The sequence below is a fragment of the Bradyrhizobium sp. USDA 4510 genome (assembly GCF_054059095.1).
Genome location: NZ_JBSSBT010000001.1, coordinates 5,141,760 through 5,158,566, shown reverse-complemented (window position 1 = coordinate 5,158,566; position 16,807 = coordinate 5,141,760). Strand labels below are relative to the sequence as shown.

Here is a 16,807-nt window from a genome sequence, read left to right as displayed (position 1 = left end):
GGCCGACGGCGTCGTCCTGGAGAACAACCATGAGCATCGAAACCAATGGTGCGAGACCGACCGACCCGGGTCTCGAAATCCTCGTAACGCTGCTGCATCTCCAGGGCGTTGCGGCCGATGCCGGACAGATCGGGCATCGGCTGGGAACGGACAGGATCGGCGCAGCGGATATGCTCCGCTGCGCCAGGGATCTCGGCCTCAAGGCCCGTGCCTACCGAACCGATTGGTCACGGCTCGGCAGCACGCCCTTGCCCGCCATCGCGTCCCTGCGCGATGGCGGATTCCTTCTCCTTGCCAAGGCAGATGCGGACCGGGTGCTGGTGCAGTCGCCGCTTGCGCCTCGGCCAGCATTGATGTCACGGGACGAACTCCTCGCCATCTGGGATGGGCAGCTGATCCTGATGACCCGACGTGCCGGATTGTCCGACATGGCGCGGCGATTCGACATCAGCTGGTTCGTCGCCGCGATCCAGAAATACCGGCATCTGCTGGGTGAAGTGCTGATCGCCTCATTCTTCCTGCAACTGCTCGGCCTGGCTTCGCCGCTGTTCTTCCAGGTGGTCATCGACAAGGTGCTGGTGCATCGATCGCTGAGCACGCTCGATGTCCTCGTGCTCGGGCTGGTGACGATCTCGGCTTTCGAGACCGTGCTGGGAATTCTGAGGACCTATTTGTTCGCGCACACCACCAACCGCATCGACGTCGAACTCGGCGCACGGCTGTTTCGGCAATTGCTGGCTTTGCCGATGGCCTATTTTCAGGCGCGTCGCGTCGGCGATTCGGTGGCCAGAGTTCGCGAGCTGGAAAACATCCGGAGCTTCCTCACCAGTTCGGCGCTGACGCTGCTCATCGACCTGTTCTTCACCTTCGTCTTCGTCGGCGTGATGTTCTTCTACTCGCCGCTGCTCAGCTGGATCGTGCTGGGCTCGTTCCCATTCTATATCGCGATCTCCGCCGGAGCGACGCCGCTGTTCCGGCAGCGGCTGGACGAGAAATTCCGCCGCGGCGCCGAGAACCAGGCCTTCCTGGTCGAGAGCGTCACCGGGATCGAGACGGTCAAGGCCATGGCGGTCGAGCCGCAGATGCAGCGGCGCTGGGAAGAGCAGCTGGCGGGCTATGTGGCTGCGAGTTTCCGGGTCCTGAGCCTCGGCAACAGTGTAAGCCAGACGGTGCAGCTCGTCAGCAAACTCGTCACCGCAAGTATCCTCTACTGTGGCGCAAGGCTCGTGATCGACGGCAGCCTTTCCGTGGGCGAGCTGGTCGCCTTCAATATCCTCGCCGGCAGGGTGAGTACGCCGGTGCTGCGTCTTGCTCAGCTCTGGCAGGATTTCCACCAGACGCGCCTGTCGATCGCACGGCTCGGTGATATTCTTAACACCGCCGCCGAGCCGACCTATTCGGCGGCGCGGGCGCGGCTGCCGGCGATTCGGGGGGACATCAAGTTCGACCACGTCTCGTTCCGCTATCGCGTGGACGGGCAGGAAGTCCTGCGCGACGTCTCGTTCGAGGTGCCGGCAGGCCAGATCGTCGGCGTTGTCGGACCTTCCGGGTCCGGCAAGAGCACGTTCGCCAAGCTGGTCCAGCGGCTTTACGTTCCGGAACGCGGACGCGTGCTGGTCGACGGAATGGATCTCGCGATGGCCGAGCCCACCTGGCTGCGCCGCCAGATCGGCGTCGTGCTGCAGGAAAACATGCTGTTCAACCGCTCGGTGCGCGACAACATCGCGCTTGCCGATCCGGCGATGCCGATGGAGCGCGTGATCGCGGCGGCGCGGCTTGCAGGCGCGCATGAATTCATCCTCGAACTCGCAGAAGGCTATGACACCATGGTGGGCGAACGCGGTTCGACTCTATCCGGCGGCCAGCGCCAGCGGATCGCCATTGCGCGGGCCCTCGTCACCGACCCGCGCATCCTGATCTTCGACGAAGCGACCAGCGCGCTGGACTATGAGAGCGAACGAATCATTCAACAGAACATGAAGGATATCGCCAACGGGCGGACCGTGCTGGTGATCGCGCACCGGCTGTCGACCGTGCGGACCGCGGACCGCATCGTGACGCTCGATCGCGGCCGCCTGGTCGAGGATGGCAGCCACGACACATTGATCAAGACCGGCGGCCGCTATGCGTCGCTGCATCGGCTGCAGGGAGGATTCCATGAGGTCGGCTGAACTCGCGGCGCCTAAACCGTCAACGCAACACGTGATCGCGTTCCGCAGTCCGCGAGGGAGGCGCCGCGAAGAGCTGGCGTTTCTCCCCGCCGCGCTTGAAATCGTGGAGACGCCGCCATCGCCGCTCGGTCGCACGATCGGCAGTACGATCGTCGTCTTGTTCTGCCTGGCTCTGGCTTGGGCCTGGTGGGGCACGATCGATATCGTCGCGTCGGCCACGGGAAAAGTCCTTCCCAGCAGTCGCGTCAAGATCATCCAGCCGTTCGAGACCGCCGTCGTGCGCTCCATTCGGGTACAGGACGGCCAGGTGGTCAGGGCCGGCGATGTCCTGATCGAGCTCGATCCGACCGCGAACGAGGCGGAGCGAGATCATCTGCGCAACGACCTCCTTGCCGAGCGGCTCAATATCGCACGTTTGCGCGCGGCGCTTTCGGAGAATCCAGCGGCCGATTTCATGCCGTCGGCCGGCGTAGATCCGGAGCTGATCAACACGCAGCGTCAGCTGCTGCTCAATCAGGTGACGGAGCATCGCGCCAAGATCGCCGCGCTCGCGCGACAGCAAGCTCAGAAGGAAGCCGAACTGGCCACGACAGGGGCGACGATCCACAAGCTGGAGACCATCATTCCGGTCATTCAATCACGCGTCGATATCCGCAAGATGCTTGTGGAGAAGGAACTGGGCTCGAAGCTGACCTATTTCGAGGTGTTCCAGCTCCTGGTCGAGCAGCAGGAGGAACTCGTGGTTCAGACCAGTCGCTTGCACGAGACGGAAGCGGCCATCGCAGCGATTCGCGAGACGCGCAGCCAAGTGGCAGCGGAGTATCGGCACACGATCTCCGACGACCTCGCCAAGGCCGAACAGAAAGCGAGCGGGCTCACCCAGGACCTGATCAAGGCCGAGCAAAGAACGAAGCTGCAGCAGTTGACGGCGCCGGTGGACGGCGTGGTGCAGCAGCTGGCGGTTCACACCGTTGGCGGCGTAGTGACGCCGGCGCAGCAGCTGCTTGTGGTGGTGCCGAGCGAGAGCCGGCTCGAGATCGAGGCCATGGTGTCGAACGGCGATATCGGCTTCATCCATGCCGGACAACAAGCCGAAATCAAGGTCGATACTTTCAATTTCACCCGCTACGGCCTGTTGCATGGCGAGGTGCTGTCGGTGTCACAGGACGCCGTGATCCGCGACCGCCCGCAGGATCGCGCCGGCGATCGGGCGCTGGGTACGGCACGCGAGAGCAGCGAGCCGAAAGGCCAGGAACTGAACTACAGCGCGCGAATCTCGCTCGATTCTACCCAAATGCAGATCGACGACAGAATGGTCAATCTGTCGCCCGGCATGGCCGTCACGGTGGAGATCAAGACGGGATCGCGGACCATCCTGAGCTATCTGTTGTCGCCGCTCCGCCGCTATCGGCAGGAAACTTTGCGGGAGCGCTAGTAGGCAGGGCAATGTTCGCACTGATTTCGGCAAGGCCGTTCAAACGCTGGAATAGCTCGATCTGGTGTTGTCGGCGGCGCTGTTTGGCTAGACCAACCGGCTGATGCACGCGCTCGGCGAACCGCGGGCGTGACGACGGCCTGCTGGAGCATGATGAGGTCGGGTTGAATCGGTCTCTCGACCGCCGCGCTGCACTCCTTGCGAGCGGGAGCCCACCGACTTCGCTATGACCATTCAACCTGATCGCATCGCGCTCTACGCACGCACTCATAAATCCGGGATGTCCGCCCTTGAGGCAGAGCAGACTCGCAGCCCTGACCGAATGGGCTCGTCTTGTGGCCCTGGCCGTGTGAAAACGTCGATGCTTTTCTAAGATTCCCTGGTCATTGTGTGGGGGGAAGCTGATGAGGCGCTTCGTGAAGCAGGCGGATCGTGAACAGTGGACGCTAGCCGACCTTTCTTAGAATGCCCCCAATGTCCGCAGCCGGGAGGGAAGCCGACCAAAGTCGAGCGGGGCGTCGTGGTCGGCTTTTGACCATCCCGGACGTCGGCCCCAACCCGCAAGCGCCAGCGAAACCTTCATTTGAACATCGGCTATGTCCGACCACTATGCTCCCTTCACCGCACTGGCGAGGTGTGCCTTTATCGGAAACTTTAACCCATCATCGGCGACATGAGACGTCAGCGCGTCTTCTACCTCGCTGACCAAGACCCTACGGGTTTCATCCGAGACTTTGGCCACATGGCCTGAGAGCGGCGATCCGCGCACATAGTCCTGCACGAACCGCGAAACTGACGGAAAACGAACGGTTCCTGCAGCCGACTCAATCGTTATGTCGCTGAAACCTGCCGCAGCCACAAGCGCGCGCAGCTGTTTGGCATCGGCGAGCGCAAAAGGAGCGCGCATTATGCTCGCCGCCTCAGTGCTGACGTGCCGCGAAAGCGCACCGGCTAAGGCGCTGAACCCAGGACTGTATTGGATGTCCTGCCACACCATAAAGCCGAGGCGGCCGCCAGGCACCAGCACGCGATACATCTCGCGCAGTGCGGCGGGTCGATCTGGAAAGAACTGGAGTCCCAATTGGCAGTACACGACTTCGAATGTCCCCGCAGGCAGAGGCATATTCGTCGCGCTGGCCTCTTGCCACGTGATCGGTGCGCTTGTGGTCGGGCGGGCAGCTGCGATTGAGGCGGCGACCGCCAGCATACCGGGATTCAGGTCGAGACCGGTCACGCTCCCGGCGGGGCCTACTCGCTGCGCGGCGAGCCGCGCCACCACGCCGGTACCGCATGCGACGTCCAATACGCGCTCACCTGCTCGCGGGTCTGCGAGTGCAACTACGAGCGGTGCCCAAGGTGCGAAGACAGCCGGAACAAGGGCGTCCTCGTATGTCTCAGCGGCATTTCCAGCTACTTGCCATTGTCCTTGGTCAACCATGGCCTATCCTTGATAGCCACGTCCCCCGCTCGCTTCCGTGTGAAGCTAGCACATCGAGGGGGACAGCAGTCGCGGCCCTTTAGCGCACGTGAACATCGCAAAGTGCTCGATCTGAGGCGTGTACTCATAAACGTTGGCTTGCGGTCATAAAGCGGAAGTCGCCCGGTCTGACCGCCAAGGGCGGCTTTTGACCCAGCGGAAACGTCGCAGCTCTTTGCATTTGGTGTTATGATTGGGCACCAACGGCGGTGCAGCATCTGGGTTTCGGGGAGCGGCCATTGGGGCCTAAAAACGAGTCGGGATTTCAACTCAAGCCGTTGGCCAGCGAGCGGGCTCTGGAGCGCGCTGAGCGATTGGCCAATCTTCTGGCCTCCATCGTCGAGTCCAGCGACGATGGAATTGTGAGCAAGAATCTAGATGGCATTATTACGAGTTGGAACAAGGCGGCCGAGCGCATTTTCGGTTACTCGGCCACGGAGGCTATTGGTCAGCCCATTACACTCGTGATTCCGCAAGACCGGCTCAGCGAAGAACGGGAGATTTTAACCCGCATCCGACGAGGTGAGCGCATCGACCATTTCGAGACTGTCCGGCGACGTCGGGATGGTAGCTCAATCATCGTTTCGCTAACTGTTTCTCCTGTCAAAGACGCCCACGGCAACATCGTCGGCGCATCAAAAATTGCTAGAGATATTACCCAGCAGAAGCGAACTCAGGAGCAGATTAGCATTCTGGCTCGCGAGGCGGAGCATCGAAGCAAGAACATCCTTTCTAACGTACAGGCAATTATCAACCTTTCTCAGTCCGACACCTCCGAGGGCCTCAAGGAAGTGATCAGCGGGCGCATCCAAGCGATGGCAAATGTTCACTCGCTGTTTGTTGAAACGCGGTGGATAGGAGCCGAAGTCTCGGCGATCGCCAAGCAGGAGTTTGCCCCTTACCTCGAAGAGAGTCACCAGAAGCGGATTGTGATGGAGGGGCTGCAGACGGTGTTAGAACCCATCGCTGCGCAGGCGATTGCTGTTGTCCTGCATGAGTTAGCAACCAATGCTATCAAGTATGGAGCGCTATCCAACACAAGAGGCCGGATAGAATTGGCCTGGTCGCGCGCCGAGGATGGACAGCTGGTGCTCCGCTGGACCGAACTGGGCGGACCGAGGGTAAAGGCGCCCCAACGTAAGGGTTTTGGTAGTCGGCTCATCGAAGGGACGATCAATCCACTTGGCGGGAAGGTGCTGTTTGACTGGCGCGCGGAAGGGCTGGTTTGCGAAATCGCCGTTCCGACGTGAGATGCCAATCGAGCTTCGCTGCTCTCGCCGCTACAACTTTTGCTTATGGCCGATTCTGTTGAAAATGGCGGCTGTTGCGACGCAGAGGTATCAGTGATTCAGTCTGTCTAATTGGCAGGACTGAAGATCATGATGGGACATCGGCAACTCGACCAGGCTGCGTTGTTCTATGAGTTCTCGCTCGAAAGGCATATCCTCGCCGACCACTTGCTCCGGTCGATCGACAGGTTTGTCAACCTTGAACGGGTCAGGCAGGAGCTGGCGCCTTTCTACAGCAGCATCGGCCGACCTTCGATCGATCCCGAGCTGATGATCCGGATACTCCTGATCGGTTACTGCTTCGGGATCCGATCGGAGCGGCGGCTGTGCGATGAGGTCCACCTCAATCTGGCCTATCGGTGGTTCTGCCGGCTCGGTCTGGATGGGGCGGTGCCGGATCACTCGACATTCTCCAAGAACAGGCATGGCCGCTTCCGGGAGAGCGACCTCTTCCGTCACGTGTTCGAGAGCATCTTGTGCCGCTGCATCGAGGAGCGACTGGTCGGCGGTGAAGGATTTGCAGTTGATGCGAGCCTGATCAAGGCCGATGCCAATCGGCAGAAGGGGATCGAAGGCGATAAGGGACTTCTGCCGGATGCTGCCGGTCGAGCAATCGATGAGCGTCTGGCTATGCCGCTTTCGGAGCCGCGACCGAGGTCACCCCGAAGTTCATATCGCTCTCCGATCCGGCGGCGCGCTGGACGGGGCGCACGGCGGCCAAGCGTTTTTCTCCTATTCGACGAACTACCTGGTCGACATCGAGAACGCGATCATCGTCGATGTTGAGGCAACGACGGCAATCCGGCAGGCGGAGATATTGACCGCTAAGCGCATGATTGAGCGCTCGCTGGAGCGCTTTGATCTCTATCCGAGCCGGCTCCTCGGCGACAGCGGCTATGGCTCGGCCGAGATGCTCGCCTGGCTAGTCTATGAGCACGGCATCAAGCCGCACGTTACAGTCTTCGACAAGTCGGCCCCGCACAGACGGGATCTTCTCGCGGGAAGACTTCACCTATGACCATGCTGGGGACATCTATCGTTGCCCTGGTGGCAAAGTTCTTACCACGACGGGAACGTTGGTGAATGATGGTGCCACCATGCTTTACCTCGCCAGCAAGCGCGATTGTGATCGATGCGCATTGAAGGCTCGGTGTTGCCCCAAACAGGCTTCACGGAGAGTGCCGCGCTCAATCTATGAGGGCGCTCGCGACATGGCGCGCCAGATCGCGAGATCGTGGGAGGGAGGCACCTCGCGCCGGCTTCGCAAGAAAATCGAGACGTTGTTCGCGCACCTCAAGCGCATTCTCAAGCTCGACCGTTTGCGTTTGCGAGGTCCAAACGGCGCGCGCGACGAGTTCATCCTCGCAGCCACCGCCCACAAACCTTCGAAAGATGGCCAAGCTGATCCCGATGCCCACCCGGAGGCTCGCATAGGGTCGGTAGAGCAGTTCGGCCACGTCGCGGCGGAGCTACTAAAACGAAATACTGCCAGCCTTTTTCAACAGAATCGACCATATGCAGACATTCGTCACCCCGGCCCGCGCCCTCTCGGCTTGGGCTCGGCCAACGGTGCGACCTCGACCGTGGCGCTCTCTGTGGCGCGCTCTCGCTCAATAGTCAGCCGCACTTGCTGACCGACCGCGGTCAGCCCGATGAGGTTGCGCATTTGCGTGGCGCTGCGGATCGGGATTTCGTTGGCCTTCAGAATGATGTCGCCGCGGCGAAGGCCCGCGCGCTCTGCGGGCGAGCCGGGGCTGACCTCCTTGACACGGGCACCCTGCGTCACACCCGCAGCGGGCGCCTCGAGATCCTCCAGCGCAACGCCGATGCGGCCACGCTCGACCCGCCCTGTCTGCGCGAGCTGCTCCATCACCTTGCGGGCCATGTTGATGGGTACCGCAAAGCCAATTCCCACATTGCCGCCTCCCGGAGAGATGATCGCCGTGTTGATGCCAACGAGTTCGCCGCGCAGATTGATCAAGCCGCCACCGGAGTTGCCGGGGTTGATCGCAGCATCAGTCTGGATGAAATCTTCATAGCCGTGCTTACCAAGGCCGGTGCGCCCGAGCGCGCTGACAAGGCCTGACGTGACGGTCTGGCCCAGGCCGAAGGGATTGCCCACCGCAATGACGAAGTCGCCGACCTGAAGCGCGTCGCTGTCGCCCAGCGCGATGGCTTTCAACCCGACGGGCCCCTTGACCTGTAGTAGCGCGATATCGGTCGGCGCATCGCGGCCGACCACGCGACCGGCAAACTTTCGGCCATCCTTGGTTCTGATTTGCACCGCGGTCGCGTTGGCAACAACGTGGTTTGCCGTCAATACATAGCCGCGCTGGGCGTCGACAATCACGCCCGATCCGGTGGCGTTGATTTCCTTCTCCAGCTGCTTCGGAACGTCGAAGAACTCCCGGAAAAACGGATCCTGGTACAGCGGATTGTCCTCGCGCACGCTTCCCTGCACCGAGATGTTGACGACGCTCGGCGTCACCTCCTTGACCAACGGCGCAAGGGTTGGCACGCGGCCGGTGTTAACGTCTGGAATTTGGGCGAGAACTGGCGGTCCGGAAAGGGTTAATGCCAGCGTCGAGCCGAGCCCGAGTCGCGCAAGCCCACGCAAGTATCGCATCATTTCTCTCCGGTAGCACACGCGTTTATCGCCCCGTCCTCCGGGGCGGTGGCGGCGATTAACTGGTTGGCTCAAGTCGACTGTTCAAGAGCCCTCAGTGCATCGTTCGGATGAGCCGCCAAAATTTTCGTAGAAGCTCTTGAACGGATTTTGTCCGTTACCTAAGTCGCTTCCGCCCGGGGGCCGGTTTCCGGACCCGGATTTTTGACATCGCTGACCTAATCAGGAGGATGTGCATGCATTTCCGTCCATTGCACGACCGCGTGCTCGTGCGCCGCATTGATGCCGAAGAAAAGACCGCTGGCGGCATCATCATTCCCGACACCGCAAAGGAGAAACCGCAGGAAGGCGAAATCGTCGCCGCGGGCCCTGGCGGTCGGAATGAGCAAGGACAATTGGTGCCGCTCGACGTTGGTCCCGGCGACCGCGTGCTTTTCGGCAAGTGGTCTGGCACCGAAGTGAAAATCGACGGCCAGGACTACCTCATCATGAAGGAAAGCGATCTTCTGGGCGTGGTCGACAAAGCCGGCTCGCTCAAGAAGGCCGCTTGAGCAAGCTGGAAGCTGACAGTCATTCGAGAAAGGAGCAGATAATATGGCTGCCAAAGACGTGAAATTCTCAACTGAGGCCCGCGAGCGGATGCTGCGCGGCGTCGATACGCTCGCCAATGCGGTCAAGGTGACGCTTGGTCCCAAGGGACGCAACGTCGTCATCGAAAAATCCTTCGGCGCCCCGCGCATCACCAAGGATGGCGTCACTGTTGCCAAGGAAATCGAGCTCGAAGACAAGTTCGAGAACATGGGCGCACAGATGGTGCGCGAAGTCGCCTCGAAGACAAACGACCTCGCCGGTGACGGTACCACGACGGCGACCGTGCTAGCCCAAGCCATCGTCAAGGAAGGCGCAAAATCGGTCGCCGCCGGCATGAACCCGATGGACCTCAAGCGCGGTATCGATCTAGCGGTTGAAGTCATCGTCAAGGACCTGCAGGTGCATGCCAAGAAGGTCACCTCCAACGAGGAAATCGCGCAGATCGGCACCATTTCCGCCAACGGCGACACCGAGATCGGCCGTTTCCTTGCCGATGCCATGCAGAAGGTCGGCAATGAAGGCGTGATCACCGTGGAGGAAGCCAAGAGCCTCGATACCGAGCTCGAAGTGGTCGAAGGCATGCAGTTCGATCGCGGTTATGTCTCGCCCTACTTCGTGACCAACGCAGAGAAGATGCGGGTCGAGCTCGAGGATCCCTACATCTTGATCCACGAGAAAAAGCTCTCCGGGCTCCAGACCATGCTGCCGCTGCTGGAGGCGGTGGTGCAGTCGGGCAAGCCACTGCTCATCGTCGCCGAGGACGTCGAGGGCGAAGCACTCGCGACTCTTGTCGTCAATCGGCTCCGCGGTGGCTTGAAAGTGGCAGCCGTCAAGGCGCCCGGGTTCGGCGACCGCCGCAAGGCCATGCTCGAGGACATTGCGATCCTCAGCGGCGGAACGGCGATATCGGAGGATCTCGGAATCAAGCTCGATAACGTAACCCTCAACATGCTCGGGCGCGCCACGAAGGTCGTCATCGACAAGGAGAACACGACCATCGTCAACGGCGCAGGCGCCAAGAAGGACATCGAGGCCCGCGTCACCCAGATCAAGGCGCAGATCGAGGAGACTACCTCCGACTACGATCGCGAGAAACTCCAGGAGCGTTTGGCGAAACTCGCTGGCGGCGTCGCCGTGATCCGCGTCGGCGGTGCCACCGAGGTCGAAGTCAAGGAGAAAAAGGATCGCGTCGACGATGCAATGCACGCAACGCGCGCCGCGGTCGAGGAGGGTATCCTGCCCGGAGGCGGCGTGGCGCTCCTGCGCGCGTTGAAGGCGCTCGATGGTCTCAAAGCTTCTAATGCAGATCAGAAGGCCGGCATCGATATCGTGCGTCGCGCCATCCAGGTTCCTGCCCGGCAGATCGTCCAGAACGCCGGTGAAGACGGCTCGCTCGTCGTCGGCAAGCTGCTCGAGAACGCCGACTACAATTGGGGCTTCAACGCAGCCACGGGAGAGTACCAGGACATGGTCAAAGCGGGCGTGATCGATCCTGCCAAGGTCGTCCGCACCGCGCTGCAGGACGCGGCTTCAGTCGCCGCCTTGCTCATCACGACGGAGGCCCTGGTGGCCGACAAGCCGAAGAAGGCGGAGACGGCGCCTGCCGCGCCGTCCATGGACTTCTGATCAACCCTGAGCCCGGTCGGCGACGGCCGGGCTCATCCGATCCACCACGAGAAAGCAACGGTAGCACCAAGGAGCTTCAGATGAGCAGGCGCATGCAATCTCCACCACCCAACGGCGGGGCGGCTGTAATGCATTGGCTCATGTTCGCCCTCAGCCTTCTCACCATCGCTTGGATCGGCTTGCCGAAATTAGGAGGATGAGATGACAGGAAATGATACCCTTTCCGCTCGTGCTGAGACTTCAGCCCGCCGGGCCCGAATGATGATTGCGGGCGCGTTCGCTTATGCGGCAATGCTGCTCCCGGCGGGTGCCTGGGGCCTGGACGGTCCCCCAAGGCGGATCCCCGAGCGCGCGAACCACCCTCTGCCGCTTCCGCCCATCCCCTATCTGGATTCGATGCAGTGGATGAGCTGGAAACCGAGCCCGCCGCTGTTCAAGATGGACACGCTGCTGTTGCCAGACAGCAATGAACCCAACGTCCTTCGTCTTCCGTCCGACCTGGAAGGGACTGCACCCCAAGTGAGCTAATGCTCCACGCGCGGCCCGTCTATGGGTCACGCAGCTTCCCTGGCGCTCGAGGACGGCGAACCTGCGCCTCAACCGCGCTGTCCGAATTGCGGGCCCGGGTGCATAACTCGCTTGTTAACGAAACGGACGTCAGGTCAGGTTACTGGGGACCAAAAGCCCTGAAAAATTTTTGGCCCCCTCTTGAAACCAAAAACGACTTTGCTAATTTTTTTGTCGCCACCGAACGGTGGTGTCCGGGCGCCTCAGGGGTCCGGCCGTTGAGACGGGCACCGGTCGTGTCCGGTGCCGCTCGTAACCATCTTGCTCTTTGGAGGATTTGGCTATGCGCACTTATGATTTCTCGCCCCTTTGGCGTTCGACCATTGGCTTCGACCGCCTTTTTGACCTCGCGGAAATGGCCCAGCGGGCCGGCGAGGACAACTATCCGCCCTACAATATCGAACGGCTGTCTGAGGACCGCTACCAGATTTCGTTGGCGGTTGCAGGTTTTGCGCCCAACGAGATCGCGATCACGGCCGAACAGAACGTGATCACCATTGAGGGCAGCAAGTCGGAGAAGGCTGAGCGCGATTTTCTCTATCGCGGCATCTCCACCCGCAGCTTCAAGCGGCAGTTCAACCTGGCGGATTACGTTCAGGTCAAGAGCGCCGCATTCGACAACGGCTTACTCAAGATCGAGCTGGTCCGGGAAATTCCGGAAGCCATGAAGCCGCGCCGTATCGCAATCAACGGCGTATCGGCCGACAATGTCCAGAAATTGGAAGCCAAGGCAGCCTAAGCAGGCTCCGACCGGCGCCGCGCGAGGCTTCGCGCGGCTGCCGCTCGTCGTCAATGCAAAGGAGGATACCATGCGGCCGACGACCGCTGACGACAACGTGCTTGACTTCAACGCGCTCCTGCATCCCGGCACCGCTTTCGAACATCCCAGGGATGTCGTGTGCCACGCCGGCCTGACGACGGCCGAGAAGCGGGCAATTCTGGCATCCTGGGCGTCCGACGCATCGGCGATAACATCATGCCCGTCGCTCCGCTCGCCCGCCGGACTGAAGAAGCCCGTATCGATCGACGAAATCCTCGAGGCCCTGTGCGAACTCGACGGCGGACCCCGGAATCCTCCGGGTGGAAAGCCTTGTCGGTTGCGCTCAACCGAGCGTGCCTTGGCCGCCTGAGCCGGAAGGGGACGAATGATGATCGAGGGAAATCTTGAACGCCTGCGTGCCCATTGCGCCAATATTCGGCGCTACCGCAGGCTCCTCGAGACGCGGCTGTCGGACCTGGAGCGAGCGTATATCGCACGCCGGATGAGCGAAGAGCAGCGTTCCGTGGAGGCTCTTTTGCACGAGACGTTTCCCGATCGCCTCTCGCTGCAGACGGATCGCCGACGAACAACGAACCTGGAGATGGCCGGGCTGCTGCATCCAGCCGAGGCGTTCGCTCATCCAATGGACGTTGTCGAAGATTTCGACCTCACATCGTACGAGAAACGGGCCATTCTATCGCTTTGGGCCGCGGATGCTTGCGCCGTGAAAGACGATCCAGAATTGAACCAGACAATCGATGGAGCCGTGAGCTTCGACGACATCGTGGATGCCCTGTGCCTTCTGGAGTCCGATTCGGATCGAAGGACCGATGGGTCCAACCGAAAAGGCCGACGTTTTGGCAGCCATGAGGCGGACGATAGTCCCGCCCTGTAGACCGATGCTTTTGTTGCTCTGCCGCGACTCTGACGAGCGCGGCAGAGGCGGGACTTTGTTGAGCGCTGCGAGGGGGAAATGTCTCAAACTGTCTCTCAGAAATTGCCGTCGCTCGGCACCGGGCTGACGAAGTATTTAACGGAAATTAGACAATTTCCGATTCTCACTCAGGAGGAAGAGACCACCCTTGGTCGGCGATGGCGAAACCACGGCGATCGTGAAGCGGCTTATCGCCTGGTGACAAGCCACCTGCGTCTGGTTGCGAAAATCGCCATGCGATATCGAGGTTATGGCTTACCCATTGCCGATATCATTTCCGAGGGCAATGTCGGCCTGATGCAGGCCGTGCGGCGATTCGATCCGGAGCGGGGCATCCGCCTTTCCACCTATGCCATGTGGTGGATCAAGGCAACGATCCAGGATTTTGTTCTTCGCTCCTGGTCGCTGGTGAAGATCACGGCGGACGCTGCCCAGAAGAAGTTATTCTTCAAACTGAGGCAATCGAAGAGTGCGATCGCCGCCTTGGAGGACGGGGATCTGAGGCCAGAACAGGTCAAGACGATCGCCACTCACCTCAAGGTACCCGAACGTGAAGTCGTGAATATGGACCGCCGCCTGCGTGGCGACCTGTCCCTGAATTTACGACACAACGATGCCGGCGACGTCGGCGATGCCCTCGAACGACTGGTAGATCCGTCGCCTACTCATGACGTGACGTTGGCCGAGCACCAGGAACTGGCTCAACGGCGCCAAGCATTGACAGCAGCCATTGAGAAGCTAAGCCCCCGTGAAAGGCATATCTTCACAGCACGCTATTTGAGTGAAGATCCCCCGAAGCTCGAAGCGCTCGCCTTGGAGTACGAAATATCGCGCGAGCGCGTCCGCCAAATCGAGCAACGGTCATTTGAAAAGGTACAGTCCGCGATGCTGGCAGGAGGAGCCTGTCTGAAAAGTCCAGACAACATTCGAAGGAACGGTAAGCACACTTTCGGCTCAGGCGCTTGACTGTACGATGCTAACGCCATTCATTCTTTGTCTGATGGCGCGAACAGCATGGCCGCGGCAGGAGCCAACTGCGCGGCACGACATATCTCCGCATTTGAAACTGCTCGCCTGCGTTCAACGTCATTAACTACAAAGGCATCAGAAGACGCGTGTGCTGACGCCAGCTCGTTCGCCGAAGACACGGAGATTCGCGACGCCGCCTGAAGCGCTCCCACGCATTTCAAAAATAGGGTTTCGGGGCGCACCGTGGTGGGGCTCCCTCTTCTAGGTGCTTGGTAAGCGCCCGACGCAGAAATTTCTGCATCGAACCCAGAATTTTTCTTAGACCCCTCTTGAAGCCAAACTCGTTTTTTCTAACCAAGGTCCCAGCCGTGGCCCGTGGTCCCGCCTGATAGACGCCGATAGTGTGAGAAACAGCGGTACTGACAAAGGTCTTGCCGGACGCAGCAACAATGCTCAGTCGTCGCTCGGAAAATCCAACTCATCCCTCAAGCAGAGAGAGCATGAGCAGTGCTCTGAAGCCGTAGATTGCTAAATCGTTTGGATCATACCAAGCCGTTTCCGCAAACCGGCGCAAACTACGCGGTCCCTGATATTCGGAGTTGGCGGAGAAGCATCAGGGACTTGCGCTCCGCGCTGGCGTATTCCCTAAGTCGTGAATAGCGGAAATGGTCCAGCCCGACACCACTGTTGGTCGGCTGCGCTCCGCGGCAACATTAGCTTTGAGATGGGATATGATCGGTGGGCGAAGTCGTGCGCCCCAATGCGCTGTAATATTCCTGCTGAAAATTAGAAAAAAGCGGCCCGGCCTTGGGGTAGCTCTGGGGTGGGCCGGGCCGTCAGGACATGCCGAAGTGTGAGTTTCCGGCCGCGCCATGAGCGGCTCCGATTCGGGCAGCAAGAGGGCGCGCAATTCGATGTCGAGGGGCGATCATTTTGCCAACTCTGCCAGATTTAGTATTTCGGCGACGATTTTACGCCGCTCCGATGTGTCGTTTGATCGATTGAACTTATCTTCCAGCACTTGGAAGGTTGTTCTGATCAGCGTGTCATCGAGCACGACCGGCAATTTATCCACGGCATCAAATCCGGCAGCAGCTGCCTCCTCAAACCCAGCCACGAATGCCTTCTTAAAGGCCTCGCGATCGTGCAGAAGATGCACGATCTTCGGCTCAATGGACGCGCTGAAGGCATGTCCGAAAACAAGAAACATACTCATGCCGCCACCCTCGAGCGACGCAAAGAACACGCGGGGAATTCCAGTGAATGGTACGACAACTGATCCTGGCATTACGAAGGTGCGATCTCGACCTTGGGGATAGGGGTCAACCAGGCCGAGATCGCGCTGCCTCGCCGCTGCTGACATCGCGATCATTGTTCGCCTTCATGGCCGTGTTCTGGCCGGATGGTGGCTCGATCTTGGTTGTCCGCGATGTTCACCGTGTCGGCATTGTCGTCGGGAGCCTCGCGGCGATCCGCCATCGCCTCGACGGCTTCGATCACATGCCGTCTTACTACCCGGTCCCGGATCGAGCGAAAGGCTCTGCCGCTTGACGTAGGGCTTCACATAGGCCTGAGCCATCAACCGCACCGCATGCCCCATCGTCCGCAGCTCGCGTGACCAATGATGCAATGATGCGCAAGCCTCGATCCCCACCAGGCGTGGCGGCAGCTTCTGGAAAAATGTCAGGACGTGCCGGCGCTTCAACTGTCGGCGTATGACCACCTGGCCGGCTGCATCAACGCCGTGCACTTGGAAGACCGACTTCGCGATATCCAGACCGATCGTCGAAATTGACTGCATAGGCTGCTAGTCCGAATCGTGGGAACCTCAAACGGCGCCCACTCCTTGGCACTCTCGTGCCTGTGGAGGAGTCGTCCAGCGTTAGGAGCTGACCTTCCGGCCCAGCTTCCAGAGCACTTCTTGCATGATCATCGCGCCGGCTTGTCCGCACGCTCTTGGCAGCATCCCCGCCGTGTCCACACGTAAAGGGCGATATTGTCATTGTCCTATCAAAATAGGTGTGCGGGATGCGCGTTACCCCATAGGTGGTACTGCTTCTTCACCCTTTACCTTGAATTTTCTCACTCCTTTACTGGCAAAGTTCCATTGGGAGGCATGGCCTCGAAATTTGTTGGACGGTGTTTGCTTCTCCACTTGCGTTCGCAGCAGTTTGCAGCAGATCGAGGGAGAATAGCATGCAAAAGCATCCGATCATTCGATTGCAGGTACTTCTCTCCGCGACTGATTATTCAGGCAGCGTCGGAGGGGCGTGCGCGAAGTAACGACAGGCTTCCGCTGCGCCCCATCTTAACGGACTTCCAGAAACTGACGTCCCCTCCCGGCGAGCGCCACAGATCGCCG

At 60.3% G+C, this 16,807-nt stretch carries 14 protein-coding genes and 2 pseudogenes; 11 read left to right on the top strand and 5 right to left on the bottom strand.

Annotated elements, in window-relative coordinates; genetic code table 11:
• Nucleotides 1-29: 29 nt before the first annotated feature.
• Nucleotides 30-2,171: a type I secretion system permease/ATPase gene (locus ACVMDN_RS23945; RefSeq protein WP_076828156.1), complete on the top strand. Its 2,142-nt coding sequence runs from the start codon at nt 30-32 to the stop codon at nt 2,169-2,171.
• Nucleotides 2,158-3,606, top strand: coding sequence for an HlyD family type I secretion periplasmic adaptor subunit (locus ACVMDN_RS23940; protein WP_076828154.1), 1,449 nt, complete (start codon nt 2,158-2,160; stop codon nt 3,604-3,606). Before ACVMDN_RS23945 ends, ACVMDN_RS23940 begins: the two co-directional genes overlap by 14 nt.
• 607 nt (nt 3,607-4,213) lie before the next feature.
• On the opposite strand, the gene ACVMDN_RS23935 is transcribed toward ACVMDN_RS23940, so the two are convergent.
• A complete protein-coding gene (locus ACVMDN_RS23935; protein ID WP_076828152.1) occupies nt 4,214-5,044 on the bottom strand; it encodes a methyltransferase domain-containing protein in 831 nt (276 codons plus the stop codon).
• A 353-nt stretch (nt 5,045-5,397) separates the two neighbouring features.
• On the opposite strand from ACVMDN_RS23935, the gene ACVMDN_RS23930 reads away from it, so the two are divergent.
• Complete coding sequence (locus ACVMDN_RS23930) at nt 5,398-6,333, top strand: PAS domain S-box protein (protein WP_233475395.1); 936 nt, start codon at nt 5,398-5,400, stop codon at nt 6,331-6,333.
• Between the two features lie 129 nt (nt 6,334-6,462).
• Nucleotides 6,463-7,806 (top strand): annotated as a pseudogene (locus tag ACVMDN_RS23925) (transposase).
• 94 nt (nt 7,807-7,900) lie between these two features.
• Here the strand turns inward: ACVMDN_RS23925 and ACVMDN_RS23920 are convergent.
• Nucleotides 7,901-8,998 (bottom strand): trypsin-like peptidase domain-containing protein, encoded by a 1,098-nt coding sequence (locus tag ACVMDN_RS23920; protein WP_456834870.1) that lies wholly within the window; start codon nt 8,996-8,998, stop codon nt 7,901-7,903.
• A gap of 236 nt (nt 8,999-9,234) precedes the next feature.
• Here ACVMDN_RS23920 and groES point away from each other — a divergent pair, with 236 nt between their 5' ends.
• From groES to rpoH, 7 genes are all read left to right on the top strand, one after another.
• Nucleotides 9,235-9,549, top strand: a complete 315-nt coding sequence (gene groES, locus ACVMDN_RS23915) for a co-chaperone GroES (protein WP_076828150.1) — start codon at nt 9,235-9,237, stop codon at nt 9,547-9,549.
• A 43-nt stretch (nt 9,550-9,592) separates the two neighbouring features.
• Nucleotides 9,593-11,215: a chaperonin GroEL gene (gene groL / locus ACVMDN_RS23910; RefSeq protein ID WP_456834871.1), complete on the top strand. Its 1,623-nt coding sequence runs from the start codon at nt 9,593-9,595 to the stop codon at nt 11,213-11,215.
• 201 nt (nt 11,216-11,416) lie between these two features.
• A complete protein-coding gene (locus tag ACVMDN_RS23905) occupies nt 11,417-11,743 on the top strand; it encodes a hypothetical protein (RefSeq protein ID WP_253623538.1) in 327 nt (108 codons plus the stop codon).
• Between the two features lie 322 nt (nt 11,744-12,065).
• Entirely contained in the window at nt 12,066-12,521 is a 456-nt protein-coding gene (hspD, locus tag ACVMDN_RS23900; RefSeq protein ID WP_018272795.1) for a small heat shock protein HspD, read from the top strand.
• 70 nt (nt 12,522-12,591) lie between these two features.
• A complete protein-coding gene (locus tag ACVMDN_RS23895; protein ID WP_076828166.1) occupies nt 12,592-12,912 on the top strand; it encodes a hypothetical protein in 321 nt (106 codons plus the stop codon).
• Nucleotides 12,913-12,927: 15 nt separating this feature from the next.
• On the top strand, nt 12,928-13,437 hold the full coding sequence (locus ACVMDN_RS23890; RefSeq protein WP_200844541.1) for a hypothetical protein: 510 nt from the start codon (nt 12,928-12,930) through the stop codon (nt 13,435-13,437).
• Nucleotides 13,438-13,515: 78 nt separating this feature from the next.
• Nucleotides 13,516-14,442, top strand: coding sequence for an RNA polymerase sigma factor RpoH (rpoH, locus tag ACVMDN_RS23885; RefSeq protein WP_076828143.1), 927 nt, complete (start codon nt 13,516-13,518; stop codon nt 14,440-14,442).
• A 931-nt stretch (nt 14,443-15,373) separates the two neighbouring features.
• On the opposite strand, the gene ACVMDN_RS23880 is transcribed toward rpoH, so the two are convergent.
• From ACVMDN_RS23880 to ACVMDN_RS23870, 3 genes and pseudogenes are all read right to left on the bottom strand, one after another.
• Nucleotides 15,374-15,817 carry a hypothetical protein gene (locus ACVMDN_RS23880; protein ID WP_253623540.1) on the bottom strand — a complete coding sequence of 148 codons (444 nt, stop codon included), beginning with the start codon at nt 15,815-15,817 and terminating at the stop codon, nt 15,374-15,376.
• Complete coding sequence (locus ACVMDN_RS23875; protein ID WP_256522273.1) at nt 15,814-15,945, bottom strand: hypothetical protein; 132 nt, start codon at nt 15,943-15,945, stop codon at nt 15,814-15,816. The genes ACVMDN_RS23880 and ACVMDN_RS23875 overlap by 4 nt, the downstream gene beginning before the upstream one ends.
• 43 nt (nt 15,946-15,988) lie before the next feature.
• Nucleotides 15,989-16,246 (bottom strand): annotated as a pseudogene (locus ACVMDN_RS23870) (IS110 family transposase); the annotation flags it as partial.
• Nucleotides 16,247-16,807 lie beyond the last annotated feature (561 nt).

Coding starts and splice junctions, on each gene's coding strand:
- ACVMDN_RS23945 (WP_076828156.1), top strand. CDS start 30: ATGAGCATCGAAACCAATGGTGCGAGACCGACCGACCCGGGTCTCGAA.
- ACVMDN_RS23940 (WP_076828154.1), top strand. CDS start 2,158: ATGAGGTCGGCTGAACTCGCGGCGCCTAAACCGTCAACGCAACACGTG.
- ACVMDN_RS23935 (WP_076828152.1), bottom strand. CDS start 5,044: ATGGTTGACCAAGGACAATGGCAAGTAGCTGGAAATGCCGCTGAGACA.
- ACVMDN_RS23920 (WP_456834870.1), bottom strand. CDS start 8,998: ATGCGATACTTGCGTGGGCTTGCGCGACTCGGGCTCGGCTCGACGCTG.
- groES (WP_076828150.1), top strand. CDS start 9,235: ATGCATTTCCGTCCATTGCACGACCGCGTGCTCGTGCGCCGCATTGAT.
- groL (WP_456834871.1), top strand. CDS start 9,593: ATGGCTGCCAAAGACGTGAAATTCTCAACTGAGGCCCGCGAGCGGATG.
- ACVMDN_RS23905 (WP_253623538.1), top strand. CDS start 11,417: ATGACAGGAAATGATACCCTTTCCGCTCGTGCTGAGACTTCAGCCCGC.
- hspD (WP_018272795.1), top strand. CDS start 12,066: ATGCGCACTTATGATTTCTCGCCCCTTTGGCGTTCGACCATTGGCTTC.
- ACVMDN_RS23895 (WP_076828166.1), top strand. CDS start 12,592: ATGCGGCCGACGACCGCTGACGACAACGTGCTTGACTTCAACGCGCTC.
- ACVMDN_RS23890 (WP_200844541.1), top strand. CDS start 12,928: ATGATGATCGAGGGAAATCTTGAACGCCTGCGTGCCCATTGCGCCAAT.
- rpoH (WP_076828143.1), top strand. CDS start 13,516: ATGTCTCAAACTGTCTCTCAGAAATTGCCGTCGCTCGGCACCGGGCTG.
- ACVMDN_RS23880 (WP_253623540.1), bottom strand. CDS start 15,817: ATGATCGCGATGTCAGCAGCGGCGAGGCAGCGCGATCTCGGCCTGGTT.